Genomic DNA, 15996 nt, shown 5'->3' on the forward strand with positions numbered 1-15996 from the left:
ATTTCCCTTATCTCTCAACGGCCTGGGCGAGCTCGATCACTTACCGGGACGCTCAGGCTCGCGCTTCGACCACCCACGCTCCGCTGCGCTCGATCAGCACGCGGTCGAACGCGAATTCGTCCATATCGTGCTCGTGGCCCGGCAGCGCCTGGATCACGACCTCGCCCGCGTCGCGCAGCGCCGCCACGGCGGTGCGCAAGGCCTCGTCGTGCCGCCAGGGCGCGAGGATCGCGCTGCTGCGCGCCTCGACGGGCGAAATACGGGCCACTTCGCGCAGGTCGAGCGAGAAGCCTGTTGCGGCACGCGCGCGGCCATAGGCCTCGCCCACTTTGTCGTAACGGCCGCCGCGCGCCACGGCGTTCGGCACGCCGTCCACGTAGGCCGAGAACATCACGCCGCTGTGATAGGCATAGCCGCCCAGATCGGCGAGATCGATCATCAGCTCCGCCCCGTCGATCTCGCTCACGAGAAATGCCAGATCGTCCAGCGCGCGTGCGATGCCCGGCAGCGCTGGCAGGCGCGTGCGCGCCTCTTCCAGCACGCTGGCGTCGCCGTAGAGCGAGGGCAGCGCACGGAGCGCGTCGCGCGTGAGCGGCGCGAGCGCCTCGGTCAATTCGGCGAGGCGCGGTACGTCCTTGCCCGCCAGCGCTTCATGGAGCGCGTCGCCAAGCGCCGCTACGGCCGGATCGGCTTCGACGAGCGCCGCGAGCACGCCCGCGTGGGACAGGTCGAGACGCACCTTGGCGAGGCCCGCGAGACGCAGCGCGTCGAGCAGCAATTGCTGGATTTCGAGGTCGGCTTCGAGCCCGGCATGGCCATAGATTTCAGCGCCGATCTGGATCTGCTCGCGCGTGGCATGCAGGCCGCGCGGACGCGTATGCAGCACGTTGCCCGCGTAGCACAGGCGCGTCACGCCCTGGCGGTTCAGCAAGTGCGCGTCGATGCGCGCCACCTGCGGTGTGATGTCCGCGCGCAGGCCGAGCGTGCGGCCCGACAACTGATCGACGAGCTTGAACGTGCGCAGGTTCAGGTCGCGCCCGGCGCCGGTGAGCAGCGATTCGAGATATTCGAGCAGCGGCGGCATGACCATCTCGTAGCCGTACGCGCGGAAGCGGTCCAGCAGGTGGCGGCGCAATTCTTCGATCTTGCGCGCCTCGGACGGCAGCACGTCCGCAATATTCTCGGGAAGTAACCAGGTCGACATCGGTTGAGTCCTACTACTATGAAGGCAATCAGGTTGCGAGCATGAGGATCACGAGGCCAAGGCCCATCACGATCAGCCCGCCGATCCGGATGTGATGCGGCGGCCGCTCGGCGATTCTACGAAACGTATCGCGCCAGGCCGTCGGAAAAACGAACGGGAACATACCCTCGATAATCAGCATCAGCGCGATCGCGAGCAACAGGGAGCCAGCCAGGTTCATGCCAAAGAACGCGCCGTGCGCGCGGTGTCTCGTTTAGTGTTTGTGCTCAGGAGCCGGTGCCGGCGCGGTGTCGCCGTTCGGACCGCGCATGAAGCGGAAAAAGTCGCTCGACGAATCGACCACGACGACGTCGCCGGGTTTGAAGCTGTCGCGCAACGCCTGCATGCTCTGATAGAACTGGTAGAACTGCGGGTCGCGGCCGAAGGCCTCGGCGGCGATCGCGGCGGCCTTGCCATCGCCTTCGCCCTTGATGGCCTGCGCCTGCGCATAGGCATCCGCCAGCACGCCCTGCTGCTTGCGCTCGGCGTCGTCCTTGATCTGCTGCGCCTCGGCCGCACCCTGCGCGCGTTCGTCGGCCGCGGTCTGCTCGCGTGCGGCGCTCATGCGCTTGTAGACGACATCCGCCAGTTCGGGCGGATAGTCGAGGCGCGTAAGTTCGATGTCGATCACGTCGATGCCGAGCGGCGCGGCCGCTTCGCGCAGCGCGTCGCGCGCGCCGTTGGCGACGGCTTCCTGCTGCGCGAGCGCAGCGGTCAGCGTAACCTTCGAGAACGCGTCGGAAAGCGCGTCGCGCGACAGCGAGGCAAGCCGGTCGGCGAGCGTTTGCGGGTCGCCCTTCGTTGCGGCGAAGAGCTTGAGCGGGTCGGCGATGCGATAGCGGATCACCGGGTTCACGAGCAGCTCGGTTTTGTCGGACGTCGTGTAGCGGTCCGCGTCGGGCGCGTCGAACGCCTGGACGCGGGTATCGATGTACGTCGCGGTCTGGAACGGCGGCGGCAGCTTCACGTGCAGCCCCGGCCCCGCGAGCGTCGCCGGACTGCCGCCCGAGGACGAAACGACGGCAACGTGGCGCGGATCGACGACGAACACCGACGACGAGGCAACGAGCGCGGCCACCACAACGACAACGACGAGCGCAATGATTCGGTTCATAGGGGCGCTCCGTTATTGCACGTCGTCTTCACGCGTGCGGCTGCGGAACGCATCGCGCGAACGCAATGCGTCGCTGGCGGCCGCAGCAGCGTCGCTGGCCGAGGGCGCGGAAGCGGCAGCGGCCGGTTCCGCGGCGCCCTGCTGCTGCGCGCCGTCCTGGGCGCCTTGCTGCTGCGCATCGCTCGACGCGGGCGCCGCCGCAGGCGGCGCTTCGGAAGCGGCCGGGGCCGACGCTGCGGCGGCCGCCGCGGCGCGCTGACGCGTCGCGTCGACGATCTTGTCGAGCGGCAGATAGATCACGTTGTTGCCGGACTTGCTGTCGACGAACACCTTCGTCGTATTCGAGTAGATATGCTGCATGGTCTCCAGATACATGCGCTCGCGAATCACGGCCGGAGCCTTCGCATACTGCGCGTAGACCTGCATGAAGCGGTCCGCGTCGCCCTGAGCCTCGGCGACCACGCGTTCGCTATAGGCCTTCGCGTCATCGATCAGACGGGCACCGTCCGCCTGCGCGCGCGGCAGCAATTCGTCCGCGTAGGCCTGCGCGTCGCGCTTTGCGCGATCGCGGTCCTGGTGCGCCTTGGCGGCGTCGTCGAAGGCGGCCTGCACCTGGTCAGGCGCCTGCACGCTCTGGATCGTGACGCCGGTCACGCCAAGCCCGGTCTTCGCCTCGTCGAGCGAGTGCTGGATCGCGTCGGCAAGCTGCGCGCGGATCGGTTCGCGATCGGCGTACAGCAGCTCATTCGTGCTGCGCGCGCCGACCACCGTACGCACCGCCGCCTGCGCGGCCTGCGTGACGGCGAGATCCGGATCGACGCTCTGGAACAGGTAATCGGTCGGTTGCTTCACCTGGTATTGCACCGTGAAGCGCACGTCGAGCATGTCGCCGTCGTGCGTGAGCACGGACGCGTCCTTGACGTTGGCCGGGCGCACGAGGTTGCTGCGGCCGATCTCGACCGAGCGGATCTGACCAACGTTCACCACTTCATGAGTCTGGAACGGATACGGCAGGCGCCAGTGGACGCCTTCGCCGACGGTCTGCCGGTACTGGCCGAACTGCAGCACGACACCGGCCTGCCCTTCCTGGATGACATAGACGCCGCTGCCCACGTAGATCGCGATGAGCACGCCGATCACGATGCCGACGCCGATGCGCGCGCCGTTGCCGTTATCGGGACGCGGACCGAGGCCACTGGGCCCCTTGCCCTTGCGGCCGAAGAACGCCGAGAGACGGCGGTTGAAGTCGCGCCACATCTCGTCGAGGTCGGGCGGGCCATCGCCACTGCCGTTGCCGTTCTTGCCCGGGGGCCGGCGCGAGTCGTCCGTGCGCTGGCCATCGCCGTCGCCGCGACCCCAGCGGGGATCGTTCAGCGAGAAGATGGTGCGCGCGCGCTGCCAGCCAGACCGCTTGTTGTAATCGTTCACCTGTGTTCGTTCACCAGAGTAGACAGCGGATCAATGCGTGCGGGTCGCGCCCGCCTCCACCGGCCGGCGCCGGGCACGGCGTCAGCGGCCGTGTTCCGATTCCCTGCGAGATTCGTGGGACACCGCATTCCAGTCGGCGGCGAGCGGTTGTGGCGCGTCGGCAATCGCGCTGGTTATCCCGTGGGTCGACCCGCTGGCAATCCCGCCGGTTACCCCATTGTTCATCGGTTCAGCCGCCGCGATTTCGGCGATGGCGGCGCGCAGCGCATCCAGTCCGACGCCCGTGCGCGCGCTCAAAAAGACGCGCGAAATATTACCATATTCGTCCCGCTCGACCGTCCCGCCGCGGGCCGCCAGTTCGGGTACCGCGTCGATCTTGTTGAATACCAGCACCTGGCGGATCGTATCTGCGCCGATCTCGTGCAGCACCGCGTTCACCTGATCGATCTGATCGAGGCGCACGGAACTCGACGCATCCACGACGTGCAGCAAAAGATCGGCCTGCACGGTTTCTTCTAGCGTCGCGCGAAACGCGGCGACGAGTTGGTGAGGCAGCTCGCGGATGAATCCGACCGTATCCGAGAGCACGATCTGCCCGACCTCGCCGCCCAGCCAGACGCGCCGCGACGTGGTATCGAGCGTCGCGAACAACTGGTCCGCCGCATACGCCTGCGCCTTCGTCAGCGCATTGAAGAGCGTGGACTTGCCCGCGTTCGTATAGCCGACGAACGACACCGACATGGTCTGGTTGCGCTGGCGCTGGCGCCGCTGCGTGCCGTGCTGACGCCGCAGTTTGGCGAGCCGGCCCTGCAGCATCTTGATGCGTTCGCCGATCAGCCGGCGGTCGGTTTCGAGCTGCGTTTCGCCAGGGCCGCGCAGGCCGATACCGCCTTTCTGGCGCTCGAGGTGGGTCCATGCGCGCACGAGGCGCGTGGCGAGATACTGCAACTGTGCGAGCTCGACCTGCAGCTTGCCTTCGTGGCTGCGGGCGCGCTGCGCGAAGATGTCGAGAATGAGGCTCGTTCGATCCACCACGCGACGGTTCAGCGTGCGCTCCAGATTGCGTTGCTGGGCGGGCGACAGTGCGTGATTGAAGATGACGATTTCGACGTCGTTTGCCTCGCAGGCAAGACGCAGTTCGTCGGCCTTGCCGCTGCCGATGAACATGGCGGCATCGGGGCTCGAGCGTCGGCCGGTGAGCGTGACGGCGGGATTGGCGCCCGCACTCTGTGCGAGCAGGCTGAGTTCTTCGAGGCTGGCGTCGAAATCGGTCTTGCCGAAGTCGATGCCCACAAGTGCGGCGTTGGTCAAATTAGCGGATGTCAAAATGAAAACGGCCGGTCCGGCTCGCCCTTGCGGCGCTCCGGACCGGCCGTACCGTGGATCAGGACGCTTCCGTGTCCGGGTGGAAGTTCACCGGACGAGCGGGCACGACCGTGGAAATGGCGTGCTTGTACACCATCTGCGTAACCGTATTACGGAGCAACACGACGTACTGGTCGAACGATTCAATGTTCCCTTGAAGCTTGATGCCGTTGACCAGATAGATCGAAACAGGCACGTGCTCCTTGCGCAGCGCGTTCAAAAACGGGTCTTGTAACAATTGCCCTTTGTTGCTCATAGCAAACTCCGTATTTTTTTGCAGGTTTAACTTGGATTGGGGCCGAAAAAAAAGAAATCCGGCACCAATCGCTACACTATAGCCGATTCTCACAGGCTGGCGCGCATCCCGACCGTCCGGCCAGGGGCGACCGGAGACGTCATGCGCGCGAGCGTACAGAACTCAGCTTTTGTCAGTGTAGGGATTCGTCGAGGAACGAAACTCTATGCGCAATGGAGTCCCGGTCAGCGAGAAAGTTTCCCGGAAACGGTTCTCCAGATAGCGCTTGTAGGTATCCGTGACCGCATCGAGCGCGTTGCCGTGGATCACGATGATGGGCGGGTTCTGCCCCCCCTGGTGCGCATAGCGCAGCTTCGGACGCACCGGGCCGCGGCGGCGCGGCTGCTGGAACTCCACGGCGTCGATGAGCGCGCGCGTGAGCTTCGGCGTGGGCAGTTTCGCCATCGCCGCGGCATAGGCCGCGTCGACCGAGCGCATCAGCGCGCCGATGCCGAACTTCTCCGTCGCCGAAATAAAGTGGAACTTCGCGAATTCGAGGAATTTCAGCTTGCGCAGCAAGTGGTGCTTGATCTGCTCGCGCGCATGTTCGTCGAGGCCGTCCCACTTGTTCACGGCCACCACGAGCGCACGGCCCTGCTCCACCACGAAGCCCGCGATGTGCGCGTCCTGATCGGAAATTTCCTGATGCGCGTCCAGCATCAGGATCACGACGTTGGCGTCCGCGATCGACTGCAGCGTCTTCACCACCGAAAACTTTTCGATAGCCTCGAACACCTTGCCGCGGCGGCGCAGGCCGGCCGTGTCGATCAGCGTGTACTTCTTGCCGCCGCGCTCGAAGTCGATATAGATCGAGTCGCGCGTCGTGCCCGGCATGTCGAACGCGATCACGCGGTCCTCGCCGAGCAGCGTGTTCACGAGCGTCGACTTGCCGACATTCGGGCGGCCCACGATCGCGATCTTCACGCCATGCTTTTCGGCGTCCTCTTCACTTTCCTCGGGTTGATCGGCATAAGCCTGGTCGAGCGCTTCGCTGATCATCTCGGTCACGCCGTCGCCGTGCGCGGCCGAAATCGCGCGCGGGTCGCCAAGGCCCAGCTCGTAGAACTCCGCCGCGACGGACGTGTACTTCATGCCCTCGGCCTTGTTGATCACGAGGAAGATCGGCCGGCCCGTCTTGCGCAGGTAGTCGGCAATATGCTTGTCCTGGGGCGCGAGGCCGTTGCGTCCGTCGCAGATGAACACGACGATGTCGGCCTCTTCCACGGCCTGGCGCGTCTGGCGCGCCATCTCGTGCAGGATGCCGTCCTTCGCGACGGGCTCGAAGCCGCCGGTATCGACTACGAGGTACGGACGATCGCCCACCCGCCCCTCGCCGTAGTGGCGATCGCGCGTGAGGCCAGGCAGGTCGGCCACCAGCGCGTCGCGCGAACGCGTGAGCCGGTTGAACAGCGTGGATTTCCCCACATTGGGGCGCCCAACGAGGGCGATTACGGGTTTCATCTGATCTTTTCTACGGTAAGGCGCAGCGCCGGAAAGTCCGGCATGCTGCGCAGCAACGCCCTGCGCCAGCAGGGTGGCATCGGTTGCAAATTATCATGAAACAGGCGCGATGCCCGAGCCCGGCGTACGGCCTCGCGTAGGGTCCGCAAGGCAGGACGCGCCGGGCGCTCGCCCGGAAAGCGGTTGGAGCGGGATTCCCGCTCGCGGCTGTTGCGCCGTTAAAACGCACGCGGCCGGCTGGAGCCGGCCCTCTGCGGGCAGCGCACGGCCTTGCCGGCGCGCCCTTATCGTCCATAAGCGCTTCGAAAGTCCGGCGAGCCGCCCACGGACGGCTCGCGCGACGAACGTCGCTTACTGCTGCGGACGCAGACCGTACAGGTCGCCGTCCTTCGTCTGCACGACGAGCGTGTTGCCGGCCAGCACCGGCGCCGCGACGATCGGGCTGCCGTCGGTCTTCACGCGCGAGACGAAGCTGCCGTCATCGAGCGAGAGGAAGTGCACGTAACCCTGATAGTCGCCCATCACGACGGCATGACCCAGCAGCACCGGCACGCTCAGGTCGCGGTTCTTGAGCTTGTCGGAGCTCCATGCCTGCGCGCCCGTCGCAACGCTATAGGCGTGCACGACCGACCAGTCGTCCGCGCCGACTACGGCGACATCGTCCTGGGCGATACCGCTCACGCTCGAGAACGGCTTCTCCCACAGCGCGCGGCCCGAGTTCGCATCGAAGCAGCCGAGCTGGCCCTGGAACGTGACCGCGCAGGTCGTCGCGCCGATCAGCGTGGGCGGACCGCTCACGTCATTGATACGCTCGACCTCGGTCACACCCTTCGGGTAGGACACCGGCGTTTCCCAGAACGCGTCGCCCGTCTGCAGGTTGATCGCCGCAAACGCGCCACCCGGGAAACCCGCGAGCACGGCCTGATCGCCCGCGAAGGTCATGCCGGCCGAGACGCGCAGATTGAGCGGCACCGCCCGATTGCGGTACGCCCACTTCTGCTCGGCCGTCTGGGCGTTGAAGGCAATGATCTGACCGTCGATCGTACGCACGATCACGAGACCGTTGCCGACGAGCGGCGGCGAAATGATCTCGCCCGGCGCGGTCGCCTGCCACAGCAGCTTGCCGTTGTTGTCGAGGACATCGACCTGGCCCTTCAGGCCGCCCACGGCCGTCAGGTTGCCGTCGCTGCCCACGCCCGCCGAAAGGTCGTCCTTGAGCTTGACCTTCCAGATTTCCTTGCCGGTCTGCGCGTCGAACTTCGCGACCGAGCCGTTCGCGCCCGCCGCATAAACGGCGTCGCCCACGGCGACCGGCGAGAACAGGTAGCGGCCGGCCTTGCCGACGCTCGCCTTCCATACCTGCTGGACGTTGAGCACCGGCTTGAACTCGGTGAGCGGCACCGGATCGCGGCGCTCGTCCTTGCTCGACGAGCAGGCCGCGAGTGCAAGGACAGTCATCGCGCAGGCGACGGGCACAACGTATCGTTTCAGCAGATTCATCGGTTAGCGAAGCATGAATGGGTGGAATTAGTGGGAGTTCGCCGGGCGTTTACGCGTCAGCCGCCCAGCGCGTCCAGCTTGAACTGGATGAGCTGGCGCTCGGACGCATCGCTCTTCGGGAGACTGTCGAGCGCGAGCTGGTAGGCCGCGCGCGCGTCGTCGCGCTTGCCGGCGGCAGCCAGCAGGTCGCCGCGGCCATCCGCGACGATGCCCTTGAACGGGCCCGAATCGGGTTGCGGAATCAGCGCGAGGCCCTGGTCGTAAGCCTTCTCGTCAAGCAGAAGCGAGGCGAGGCGCAGCTTTGCGATCTGGCGGAATTCGTCGTCCTTCGCATGGTCGGCGGCCCATTGCAACTGCGCCTTCGCGCCCGCTTCGTCGCCCGCCATGTAGAGCGCCTTCGCGACGCCCAGCGCCGTCATCTGCGCGTAGGCCGTGCCGCCGAAGCGGTCTTCCATGTCGGACGCGATACGCGCGAGCAGCGCCTTGTCGCTGCCGCTCTCGGCCTGCTGCACCTGGTCGTACAGCACGGCGGCTTCGGCGGCCTGATGGCGTTGCCAGTAATTCCAGCCGTTCCACCCCGCGAGGGCGAGCAAGGCAATCAGAACGATCCAGGTGGAGGCATTACCCCACTGCGCCCACCATGCCTTGAAGCTCTCGATCGATTCCTGTTCGTCGTGGTAACTCATCGCGAAGCGATTCCTTGTTCTTTGTTCAGTCGTCGCCGTCTTCGGCGGATGCAACCATCGCATTGATCAGATATTCGGTCAAGTCCTCGACCGGCACGGTCTGCTGCTCGTTGCGCGCCTCGGCGGCCACGCCGCGCAGGGGTTTCACGCCCACCACGCCCTGCGCCACTTCGTCCTCGCCGAGCACCACGGCGAACGCGGCGCCGCTCGCGTCGGCCCGCTTCATCTGCGACTTGAAGCTCGCGGTCTGGCCGTCGGCGCTGCAGTGCAGGATCACATCAAGGCCGGTGTCGCGCAGACGCTCGGCCACGATGAAGGCCTGCTCGCGCGCGGCCTCGCCCTGGTGGACAACGTAGACGTCGCAACCTTCGTCCTCGGGCACGAGATCCTCTTCCTTCAACAGCTCGAGAATGCGCTCGATGCCCATCGCCCAGCCGCACGCCGCCGTCGGCTTGCCGCCCAGTTGCTCGATCAGCGGATCGTAGCGGCCGCCCGCGGCGACCGTGCCCTGTGCGCCAAGCTTGTCGGTCACCCATTCGAATACGGTCAGATTGTAGTAATCGAGACCGCGCACGAGACGCGGATTGATCTTGAACGGAATGTTGTTCGACTTGAGGATGCGCTGCAGCCCCTCGAAATGCGCGCGCGACTCCGCACCAAGGAAGTCGATCAGCTTCGGTGCGTTGTTCGCGATCTCCTGCAGCGCAGGATTCTTCGTGTCGAGCACACGCAGCGGGTTCGTGTAGAGGCGGCGCTTGCCGTCCTCGTCGAGTGCGTCGACGTGCTGTTCGAGGTACTTGATCAGTTCCACGCGATGCGCGGCGCGCTCTTCGGCCACGCCGAGCGTGTTGATCTCGAGCTTGATGCCGGTGAGGCCGAGGTCGTCCCACAGGCGCTGGCACATCAGGATGATTTCAGCGTCCGCATCGGGGCCCGCGAAGCCGAGCGCCTCCACACCCACCTGATGAAACTGGCGATAGCGGCCGCGCTGCGGACGCTCGTGGCGGAACATCGGACCGACGTACCACAGGCGCTTCGGACCGTCGTAGAGCAGGTTGTGCTCGATCGACGCGCGCACCGCAGCGGCCGTGCCTTCCGGGCGCAGCGTGAGGTTTTCGCCGTTGAGCGCGTCGGTGAAGCTATACATCTCTTTTTCGACGATGTCCGTCACTTCGCCGATACCGCGCGTGAAGAGCTGCGTGTGCTCAACGATCGGCGTGCGGATGTTCTGGTATCCGTACGAACGAAGCATCGACTTCACCGTGGTTTCAAAGAAGTCCCACAGCCCTGCGTCCTGCGGCAGGATATCGTTCATGCCCTTTACGCCGATGAGCTTTTCGGGCTTTCTTTTCTGTTCAGTCATCTGGTTGCGATAGACGGTGTTCGGTTGTGCGTACGGTGCTGCGCGTCGCTCAGGCCGTAGCTTCGGCCTTGCCGTATTTGCGCGCGACGTAGTCGCTCACGATCTGCTGGAATTCTTCGGCGATATGTTCACCGCGCAGCGTCTTGACCTTCTCGCCGTCGATAAAAACGGGAGCGGCCGGGTTTTCGCCCGAGCCCGGCAGGCTGATGCCGATGTTCGCGTGCTTCGATTCGCCGGGGCCGTTCACGATGCAGCCCATCACGGCCACGTTCATCGTCTCGACGCCGGGGAACTCGTCGCGCCACAGCGGCATCTGCGCGCGCAGATAGTTCTGGATCTGCGAAGCGAGTTCCTGGAACAGCGTGCTAGTGGTGCGGCCGCAGCCCGGGCACGCGATGACCATCGGCGTGAACGAGCGCAGGCCCATGGTCTGCAGGATTTCCTGGCCGACCACGACTTCGCCCGTGCGCGGCGCGCCCGGCTCCGGGGTGAGCGAGATGCGGATCGTGTCGCCGATGCCTTGCTGCAGCAGCACGGACAGCGCCGCCGTCGAAGCGACGATGCCCTTCGAGCCCATGCCCGCCTCGGTCAGGCCGAGGTGCAGCGCAAAGTCGCAGCGCTTCGCGAGTTCCTGATAAACGGCGATCAGGTCCTGCACGCCGCTCACCTTGCACGACAGGATGATCTTGTCGCGACCGAGGCCCAGTTCGACGGCGCGCTCGGCCGAGCCGATGGCCGACTGGATCAGCGCCTCGTACATCACGCTCTGCGCTTCCCACGGCTCGCTGCGCGCGCCGTTCTCGTCCATCATCCTCGCGAGGAGATCCTGGTCGAGGCTGCCCCAGTTCACGCCGATCCGCACGGGCTTGTCGTACTTCGCAGCCGCTTCGATCATCTGCGCGAACTGTGTGTCGCGCTTCGCGCCTTGCCCGACGTTGCCCGGGTTGATGCGGTACTTCGAGAGCGACTCGGCGCAGCCCGGATAATCGCGCAGCAGCAGATGGCCGTTGTAATGAAAGTCGCCGACGAGCGGCACGGTCACGCCCATGCGGTCGAGCTGCTCGCGGATCGCCGGAACCGCCGCCGCCGCTTCAGGCGTGTTCACGGTGATGCGGACGAGCTCGGAACCGGCCTGGGCAAGTTCCTTGATCTGGATGGCGGTACCGATCGCGTCGGCGGTGTCGGTGTTCGTCATCGACTGCACGCGCACGGGCGCGTCGCCGCCGATCGTCACGAGATTGCCGCCCCAGCGCACATGCACGCCGTGCGATTTGCGACGCGGCGCGTGGCCGCCGAGGACCGGCTCAGTCGAACAGATCTGGCTGATGCGGGACGAAGATTGCTGGTCGGTTTGCATCGAAAAACCCATTTACGCCTCGCGCACCGCGAAAGGCCTGCGCCTCATACGCCACGCGAATTGAAAAAGCGCCGCGGCCGGCAGGTTCCGGCCGCGACACGTGCCATGTCTTGATCAGGGCAGCACGAAGCGCGCCACGTTGCCGCGCGCCGACGCGTACTTCGACGCGTCCACCGGCTGACCGTCGAGGGTCATCGACTCGATGCCGGCCTTGTTGCCCACCGTAATCTTAAGCGGTTCGATACCCGTGATCTCGCGCGCGTCGCTGCCGTGGATCAAGCCGGAAAACACTTCCTTGCCGTCCTTCTGGCGCACGTTGACCCAGGTGTCCTGCGTCACGCGGATCGCGAACGTCGAGGTGTCGGCGCCCGTCGCGTCCGTCGACGAGGCGGACTGCGCAGCCGCCGCAGTCGTCGCTACCGCCGGCGTGCTTGCCGCCGGTTGCGCCGCGGCCGGCACGCTGGCCGGCGCTGCTACCGGTACGCTCGCCGGCGCGCTCTGCACGGCCGGCGGCGCGACATCCGACGGCGCATTCGTCTCGGTACCCGACGCGATGGCGTCGCTCGCTGCCTCATCGGCCGGCGCCGCCGACTGATCGCCCTGCGGCGCCGACGCTCCTTGAGCCCCCGCGGTCTGACCCTCGGTAACCGTGGCGGACGCCGCACTGGGCTGAGCGGCCGCGCCGTTGGCCATCGCCTTCAGGCGCGCAAACCAGGCCGACGACTCACCGCTGTTCGTGTGCCACATGGCTAGCGCGATCACCGCGACGATCACCGCCGCTACACCCCACAGCCACGAGCGGCGGCGCGGCGCTCCGCTGCCGCCCAGCGTGAGCGAGACGCGGCCGCCGCGCGGCAAATCCGCGCCGGCCGAAGCCGGCATCGACAGATCGGGCTGCGGCACGCCGCGCTCCTGGCGCAACGCCTGCGAAAACGGCGCGGGATCGGCGCCGAGCATCCTCGCGTAGCTGCGCACCACGCCAAGCGCGAAGGTGGTGTCGGGCAACTGGGAGAGGTCGCCCGCCTCGAGCGCGCGCAGCTTGTTCACCGCCACCTTGAGGCGCGCCGAAACGTCCTCGACCGACCACCCCTTCGCCTCGCGCAGTTGCGCGAGGCGCGCACCCGCCGCAGCCAGCGTATCGGGCACCGGCGGCACCGGCGGCACCGGCGACGGCGCGTCACCAGGCGCCGGACGACCTGCGTTGGTGTCTGTACCGAAAGGGTGCTGCGGCTCGCTCATCCCTAAATCCTTGCGTCGATTCTTTTCTATCCTGGAACCGGCCGGGTCGGCGCCTGTTCTGGCGCCCCGCCCCGATTCGCAGACCGTTTATAACAAAATGCGCGGCGTCTGTGCCGCTTCCGATCGCTTCTGCAACTTACGTTTCAATACAGCCGATGACGACGCGTCCCCCGTGCATTCGTCCCGGCTCTCCCGCTGCCGGTGCATTCAGTGCTGCACCGGTCTCACTTCTATGACTTTGCGCGCCGTACGCTCGGCGAGGCGCGTGCGGTCCTTCACCTCGCCTGCGAGCTGCCCGCAGGCCGCATCGATGTCGTCGCCGCGCGTCTTGCGCACGGTCGTCACGACGCCCGCATCCATCAGGATCTGCGCGAAACGCTTGATCGCCTCCGGTTTCGAGCGCAGCAAGCCCGATTCGGGGAATGGATTGAACGGGATCAAATTGAACTTGCACGGAACGTCACGCGTCACGGCGAGCAACTCGCGTGCGTGCTTTTCCGTGTCGTTCACGCCGTCGAGCATGCAGTACTCGAACGTGATGAAGTCGCGCGGCGCGACTTCCAGATAACGCTGGCAGGCCGCCATCAGCTCGCGCAGCGGGTACTTGCGGTTGAGCGGCACGAGCTCGTCGCGCAGCGCGTCGTTCGGCGCGTGCAGCGAAACGGCCAGCGCCACGGGCAATTCGGCGCCCAGCCGGTCCATCATCGGCACGACGCCCGAGGTCGAGAGCGTGACGCGTCGGCGCGACAGGCCGTAGGCGTTGTCGTCGAGCATCAGGCGCATCGCGGGCACGACCGCATCATAGTTCAGCAGCGGCTCGCCCATGCCCATCATCACGACGTTCGTGATGACGCGCTCGCCCTTGCCCTCGCCGCCGGTCGCCCGGCCGCCTTCGGCGCCAGGGAGCGAGGCGCGCAGCGCGAACTCCGCCATGCGCAACTGGCCGATGATCTCGGCGGTGGAGAGATTGCGCGAGAATCCTTGCTTGCCGGTGGAACAGAACCGGCAGTTGACCGCGCACCCCGCCTGCGAGGACACGCACAGCGTGCCGCGCGTCTCTTCGGGGATGAACACGGTTTCTACGGCGTTGCCGTTGCCCATGTCGACGAGCCACTTGCGCGTGCCGTCGGCCGAAACGTGATCGCTAACGATGCCGGGCATGCCGATGGTGGCACGCCCCTTGAGCTTTTCGCGCAGCGATTTCGCCAGATCCGTCATGCCGTCGAAATCGGCGGCGTTGTACTGATGGATCCAGCGTTGCAACTGCCTGGCGCGAAACGGCTTCTCGCCGAGGCTCTCGCAGTATGCGACGAGCCCCTCGGCGTCGAGATCGAGAAGGTTGACGGTGGAACTGCTCGTCATATCAATCCTGCCTTCAGTGCGAGCGCGCGTTCGCCGGCCCGCGATGCCGCTTCCAAGGCCCTTGCGGGCCTTCGGAACGACCACCGTGGACCGGGATGAACGCCATTACCGCTCGCGACCTGGATGCTGCTGACGTCGCTCGCTTAGCGCGAGTAGACGTTGACTTGCGGGAAGAAGAACGCAACTTCCACGGCAGCCGTTTCCGGAGCGTCGGAGCCATGCACGGCGTTCGCGTCGATGCTGTCGGCGAAGTCGGCGCGGATCGTGCCCTTCTCGGCCTTTTTCGGGTCGGTCGCGCCCATCAGCTCGCGATTCTTCAGGATAGCGCTCTCGCCTTCCAGAGCCTGCACCATCACGGGGCCGGAGATCATGAAGTCGACGAGGTCCTTGAAGAACGGGCGTGCAGCGTGGACAGCATAGAACTTCTCGGCGTCGGCGCGCGAGAGGTGGACCATGCGGGCGGCAATGATCTTCAGGCCAGCGTTTTCGAAGCGGCTGTAGATCTGGCCGATCACGTTCTTTGCCACTGCGTCCGGCTTGATAATCGACAGGGTGCGTTCGATCGCCATAAAAACTCCAGAAAATTAAGAGGTTACAAATCCAAACGAATCGTCAATTGTAGCATGTTCCCATGTATGATTGCGATTGGACCCTCATTGGCCGGCAAGCCTGGCCGAACGGATATGAGGCCGGGCGCAAAACCGCCCCGCCAGCCTTTCAGCAAGGCTTAAGAATGACGGCTTACGCTTCGTAACCATACCGAAGACGCGTGGCATCCTGTTGAAACTCCGGGCTGCCGCGCTTATCTTACGAAAGAGCGGACCGCGCACCTGCCGCGCGCCGCGAACCACGCGTTTCACGCAAGGAGAAAGCATGAACGAGTACCCCTACAACTTCGGCCGCGGCGGCACTGTCATCCCGGCCGAGGCCCGCAACCGCGTACTGCGCAACACCTACTGGCTGCTCGCGCTCTCGATGGTGCCGACGGTGCTCGGCGCGTGGGTGGGTGTCGCCACCGGCTTCTCGCTGTTCGCGGCCACGAGCCCGGCAATGAGCCTGCTTGCGTTCTTCGCGATCGCATTCGGCTTCATGTTCGCCATCGAGCGCACCAAGAACAGTTCGGTCGGCGTGTTCGTGCTGCTCGGCTTCACGTTCTTCATGGGCCTGATGCTCTCGCGCCTGCTGTCGTTCATCCTCGGCTTCTCGAACGGCCCATCGCTCATCATGCTCGCCTTCGGCGGCACCGGCGTCATTTTCACGGCGATGGCCACGATCGCCACGGTCAGCAAGCGCGACTTTTCGGGCCTCGGCAAGTGGCTGTTCATGGGCGTGATCGTGATCCTGCTCGCCGGCGTGGCGAACATGTTCCTGCACTTGCCCGCGCTCATGCTCACGGTCTCGGTGCTGGCCATCGTGATCTTCTCGGCCTACATGCTGTTCGACGTGCAGCGCGTCGTGAACGGCGGCGAGACCAACTACATCTCGGCCACGCTCGCGATCTATCTGGACCTCTACAACGTCTTCGTGAACTTGCTCGCGCTGCTCGGCATCTTCGGCGGCAACCGCAACTAAGAGGGTCAAAA

15 protein-coding genes are annotated in these 15996 nt (G+C 65.7%); 1 reads left to right on the forward strand and 14 read right to left on the reverse strand.

Features of this window, described 5'->3' with window-relative positions:
* Positions 1–52: 52 nt before the first annotated feature.
* The 14 genes from WJ542_RS14420 to ndk form a co-directional block, all read right to left on the reverse strand.
* Positions 53–1204: an ATP phosphoribosyltransferase regulatory subunit gene (locus WJ542_RS14420; protein ID WP_411189894.1), complete on the reverse strand. Its 1152-nt coding sequence runs from the start codon at positions 1202–1204 to the stop codon at positions 53–55.
* Positions 1205–1232: 28 nt separating this feature from the next.
* Positions 1233–1424, reverse strand: a complete 192-nt coding sequence (locus tag WJ542_RS14425; RefSeq protein WP_027793544.1) for a DUF2065 domain-containing protein — start codon at positions 1422–1424, stop codon at positions 1233–1235.
* 33 nt (positions 1425–1457) lie between these two features.
* On the reverse strand, positions 1458–2357 hold the full coding sequence (hflC, locus tag WJ542_RS14430) for a protease modulator HflC (RefSeq protein WP_411189895.1): 900 nt from the start codon (positions 2355–2357) through the stop codon (positions 1458–1460).
* Between the two features lie 12 nt (positions 2358–2369).
* The gene (gene hflK, locus WJ542_RS14435; RefSeq protein WP_411189896.1) at positions 2370–3785 is read right to left on the reverse strand and encodes an FtsH protease activity modulator HflK; all 1416 of its coding nucleotides are present in this window, start codon (positions 3783–3785) and stop codon (positions 2370–2372) included.
* A gap of 81 nt (positions 3786–3866) precedes the next feature.
* Positions 3867–5111, reverse strand: a complete 1245-nt coding sequence (gene hflX / locus WJ542_RS14440; protein WP_411189897.1) for a GTPase HflX — start codon at positions 5109–5111, stop codon at positions 3867–3869.
* 58 nt (positions 5112–5169) lie between these two features.
* Positions 5170–5406, reverse strand: a complete 237-nt coding sequence (hfq, locus tag WJ542_RS14445; protein WP_027793540.1) for an RNA chaperone Hfq — start codon at positions 5404–5406, stop codon at positions 5170–5172.
* A 162-nt stretch (positions 5407–5568) separates the two neighbouring features.
* Entirely contained in the window at positions 5569–6906 is a 1338-nt protein-coding gene (gene der / locus WJ542_RS14450) for a ribosome biogenesis GTPase Der (RefSeq protein WP_411189898.1), read from the reverse strand.
* Positions 6907–7257: 351 nt separating this feature from the next.
* Positions 7258–8406, reverse strand: a complete 1149-nt coding sequence (gene bamB, locus WJ542_RS14455; protein ID WP_411189899.1) for an outer membrane protein assembly factor BamB — start codon at positions 8404–8406, stop codon at positions 7258–7260.
* A gap of 56 nt (positions 8407–8462) precedes the next feature.
* Entirely contained in the window at positions 8463–9092 is a 630-nt protein-coding gene (locus WJ542_RS14460; protein ID WP_411189900.1) for a tetratricopeptide repeat protein, read from the reverse strand.
* A gap of 25 nt (positions 9093–9117) precedes the next feature.
* Positions 9118–10455: a histidine--tRNA ligase gene (gene hisS, locus WJ542_RS14465; RefSeq protein WP_411189901.1), complete on the reverse strand. Its 1338-nt coding sequence runs from the start codon at positions 10453–10455 to the stop codon at positions 9118–9120.
* Positions 10456–10504: 49 nt separating this feature from the next.
* Positions 10505–11824, reverse strand: a complete 1320-nt coding sequence (gene ispG, locus WJ542_RS14470; RefSeq protein ID WP_411189902.1) for a flavodoxin-dependent (E)-4-hydroxy-3-methylbut-2-enyl-diphosphate synthase — start codon at positions 11822–11824, stop codon at positions 10505–10507.
* Positions 11825–11926: 102 nt separating this feature from the next.
* A complete protein-coding gene (locus WJ542_RS14475; protein WP_411189903.1) occupies positions 11927–13051 on the reverse strand; it encodes a RodZ domain-containing protein in 1125 nt (374 codons plus the stop codon).
* A gap of 207 nt (positions 13052–13258) precedes the next feature.
* Positions 13259–14413: a dual-specificity RNA methyltransferase RlmN gene (gene rlmN / locus WJ542_RS14480; protein WP_411189904.1), complete on the reverse strand. Its 1155-nt coding sequence runs from the start codon at positions 14411–14413 to the stop codon at positions 13259–13261.
* A 143-nt stretch (positions 14414–14556) separates the two neighbouring features.
* A complete protein-coding gene (gene ndk, locus WJ542_RS14485) occupies positions 14557–14982 on the reverse strand; it encodes a nucleoside-diphosphate kinase (RefSeq protein ID WP_411189905.1) in 426 nt (141 codons plus the stop codon).
* Between the two features lie 304 nt (positions 14983–15286).
* On the opposite strand from ndk, the gene WJ542_RS14490 reads away from it, so the two are divergent.
* Positions 15287–15985 carry a Bax inhibitor-1/YccA family protein gene (locus WJ542_RS14490; protein WP_411189906.1) on the forward strand — a complete coding sequence of 233 codons (699 nt, stop codon included), beginning with the start codon at positions 15287–15289 and terminating at the stop codon, positions 15983–15985.
* Positions 15986–15996: the final 11 nt, after the last annotated feature.

This window comes from Paraburkholderia yinzeri, from assembly GCF_046581065.1.
GTDB lineage: Bacteria > Pseudomonadota > Gammaproteobacteria > Burkholderiales > Burkholderiaceae > Paraburkholderia.

Excerpts from the sequence above, each read along its gene's own strand:
- WJ542_RS14420 (WP_411189894.1), bottom strand. The coding sequence starts at position 1,204 with ATGTCGACCTGGTTACTTCCCGAGAATATTGCGGACGTGCTGCCGTCC.
- WJ542_RS14425 (WP_027793544.1), bottom strand. The coding sequence starts at position 1,424 with ATGAACCTGGCTGGCTCCCTGTTGCTCGCGATCGCGCTGATGCTGATT.
- hflC (WP_411189895.1), bottom strand. The coding sequence starts at position 2,357 with ATGAACCGAATCATTGCGCTCGTCGTTGTCGTTGTGGTGGCCGCGCTC.
- hfq (WP_027793540.1), bottom strand. The coding sequence starts at position 5,406 with ATGAGCAACAAAGGGCAATTGTTACAAGACCCGTTTTTGAACGCGCTG.
- der (WP_411189898.1), bottom strand. The coding sequence starts at position 6,906 with ATGAAACCCGTAATCGCCCTCGTTGGGCGCCCCAATGTGGGGAAATCC.
- bamB (WP_411189899.1), bottom strand. The coding sequence starts at position 8,406 with ATGAATCTGCTGAAACGATACGTTGTGCCCGTCGCCTGCGCGATGACT.
- WJ542_RS14460 (WP_411189900.1), bottom strand. The coding sequence starts at position 9,092 with ATGAGTTACCACGACGAACAGGAATCGATCGAGAGCTTCAAGGCATGG.
- hisS (WP_411189901.1), bottom strand. The coding sequence starts at position 10,455 with ATGACTGAACAGAAAAGAAAGCCCGAAAAGCTCATCGGCGTAAAGGGC.
- ispG (WP_411189902.1), bottom strand. The coding sequence starts at position 11,824 with ATGGGTTTTTCGATGCAAACCGACCAGCAATCTTCGTCCCGCATCAGC.
- WJ542_RS14475 (WP_411189903.1), bottom strand. The coding sequence starts at position 13,051 with ATGAGCGAGCCGCAGCACCCTTTCGGTACAGACACCAACGCAGGTCGT.
- rlmN (WP_411189904.1), bottom strand. The coding sequence starts at position 14,413 with ATGACGAGCAGTTCCACCGTCAACCTTCTCGATCTCGACGCCGAGGGG.
- ndk (WP_411189905.1), bottom strand. The coding sequence starts at position 14,982 with ATGGCGATCGAACGCACCCTGTCGATTATCAAGCCGGACGCAGTGGCA.
- WJ542_RS14490 (WP_411189906.1), top strand. The coding sequence starts at position 15,287 with ATGAACGAGTACCCCTACAACTTCGGCCGCGGCGGCACTGTCATCCCG.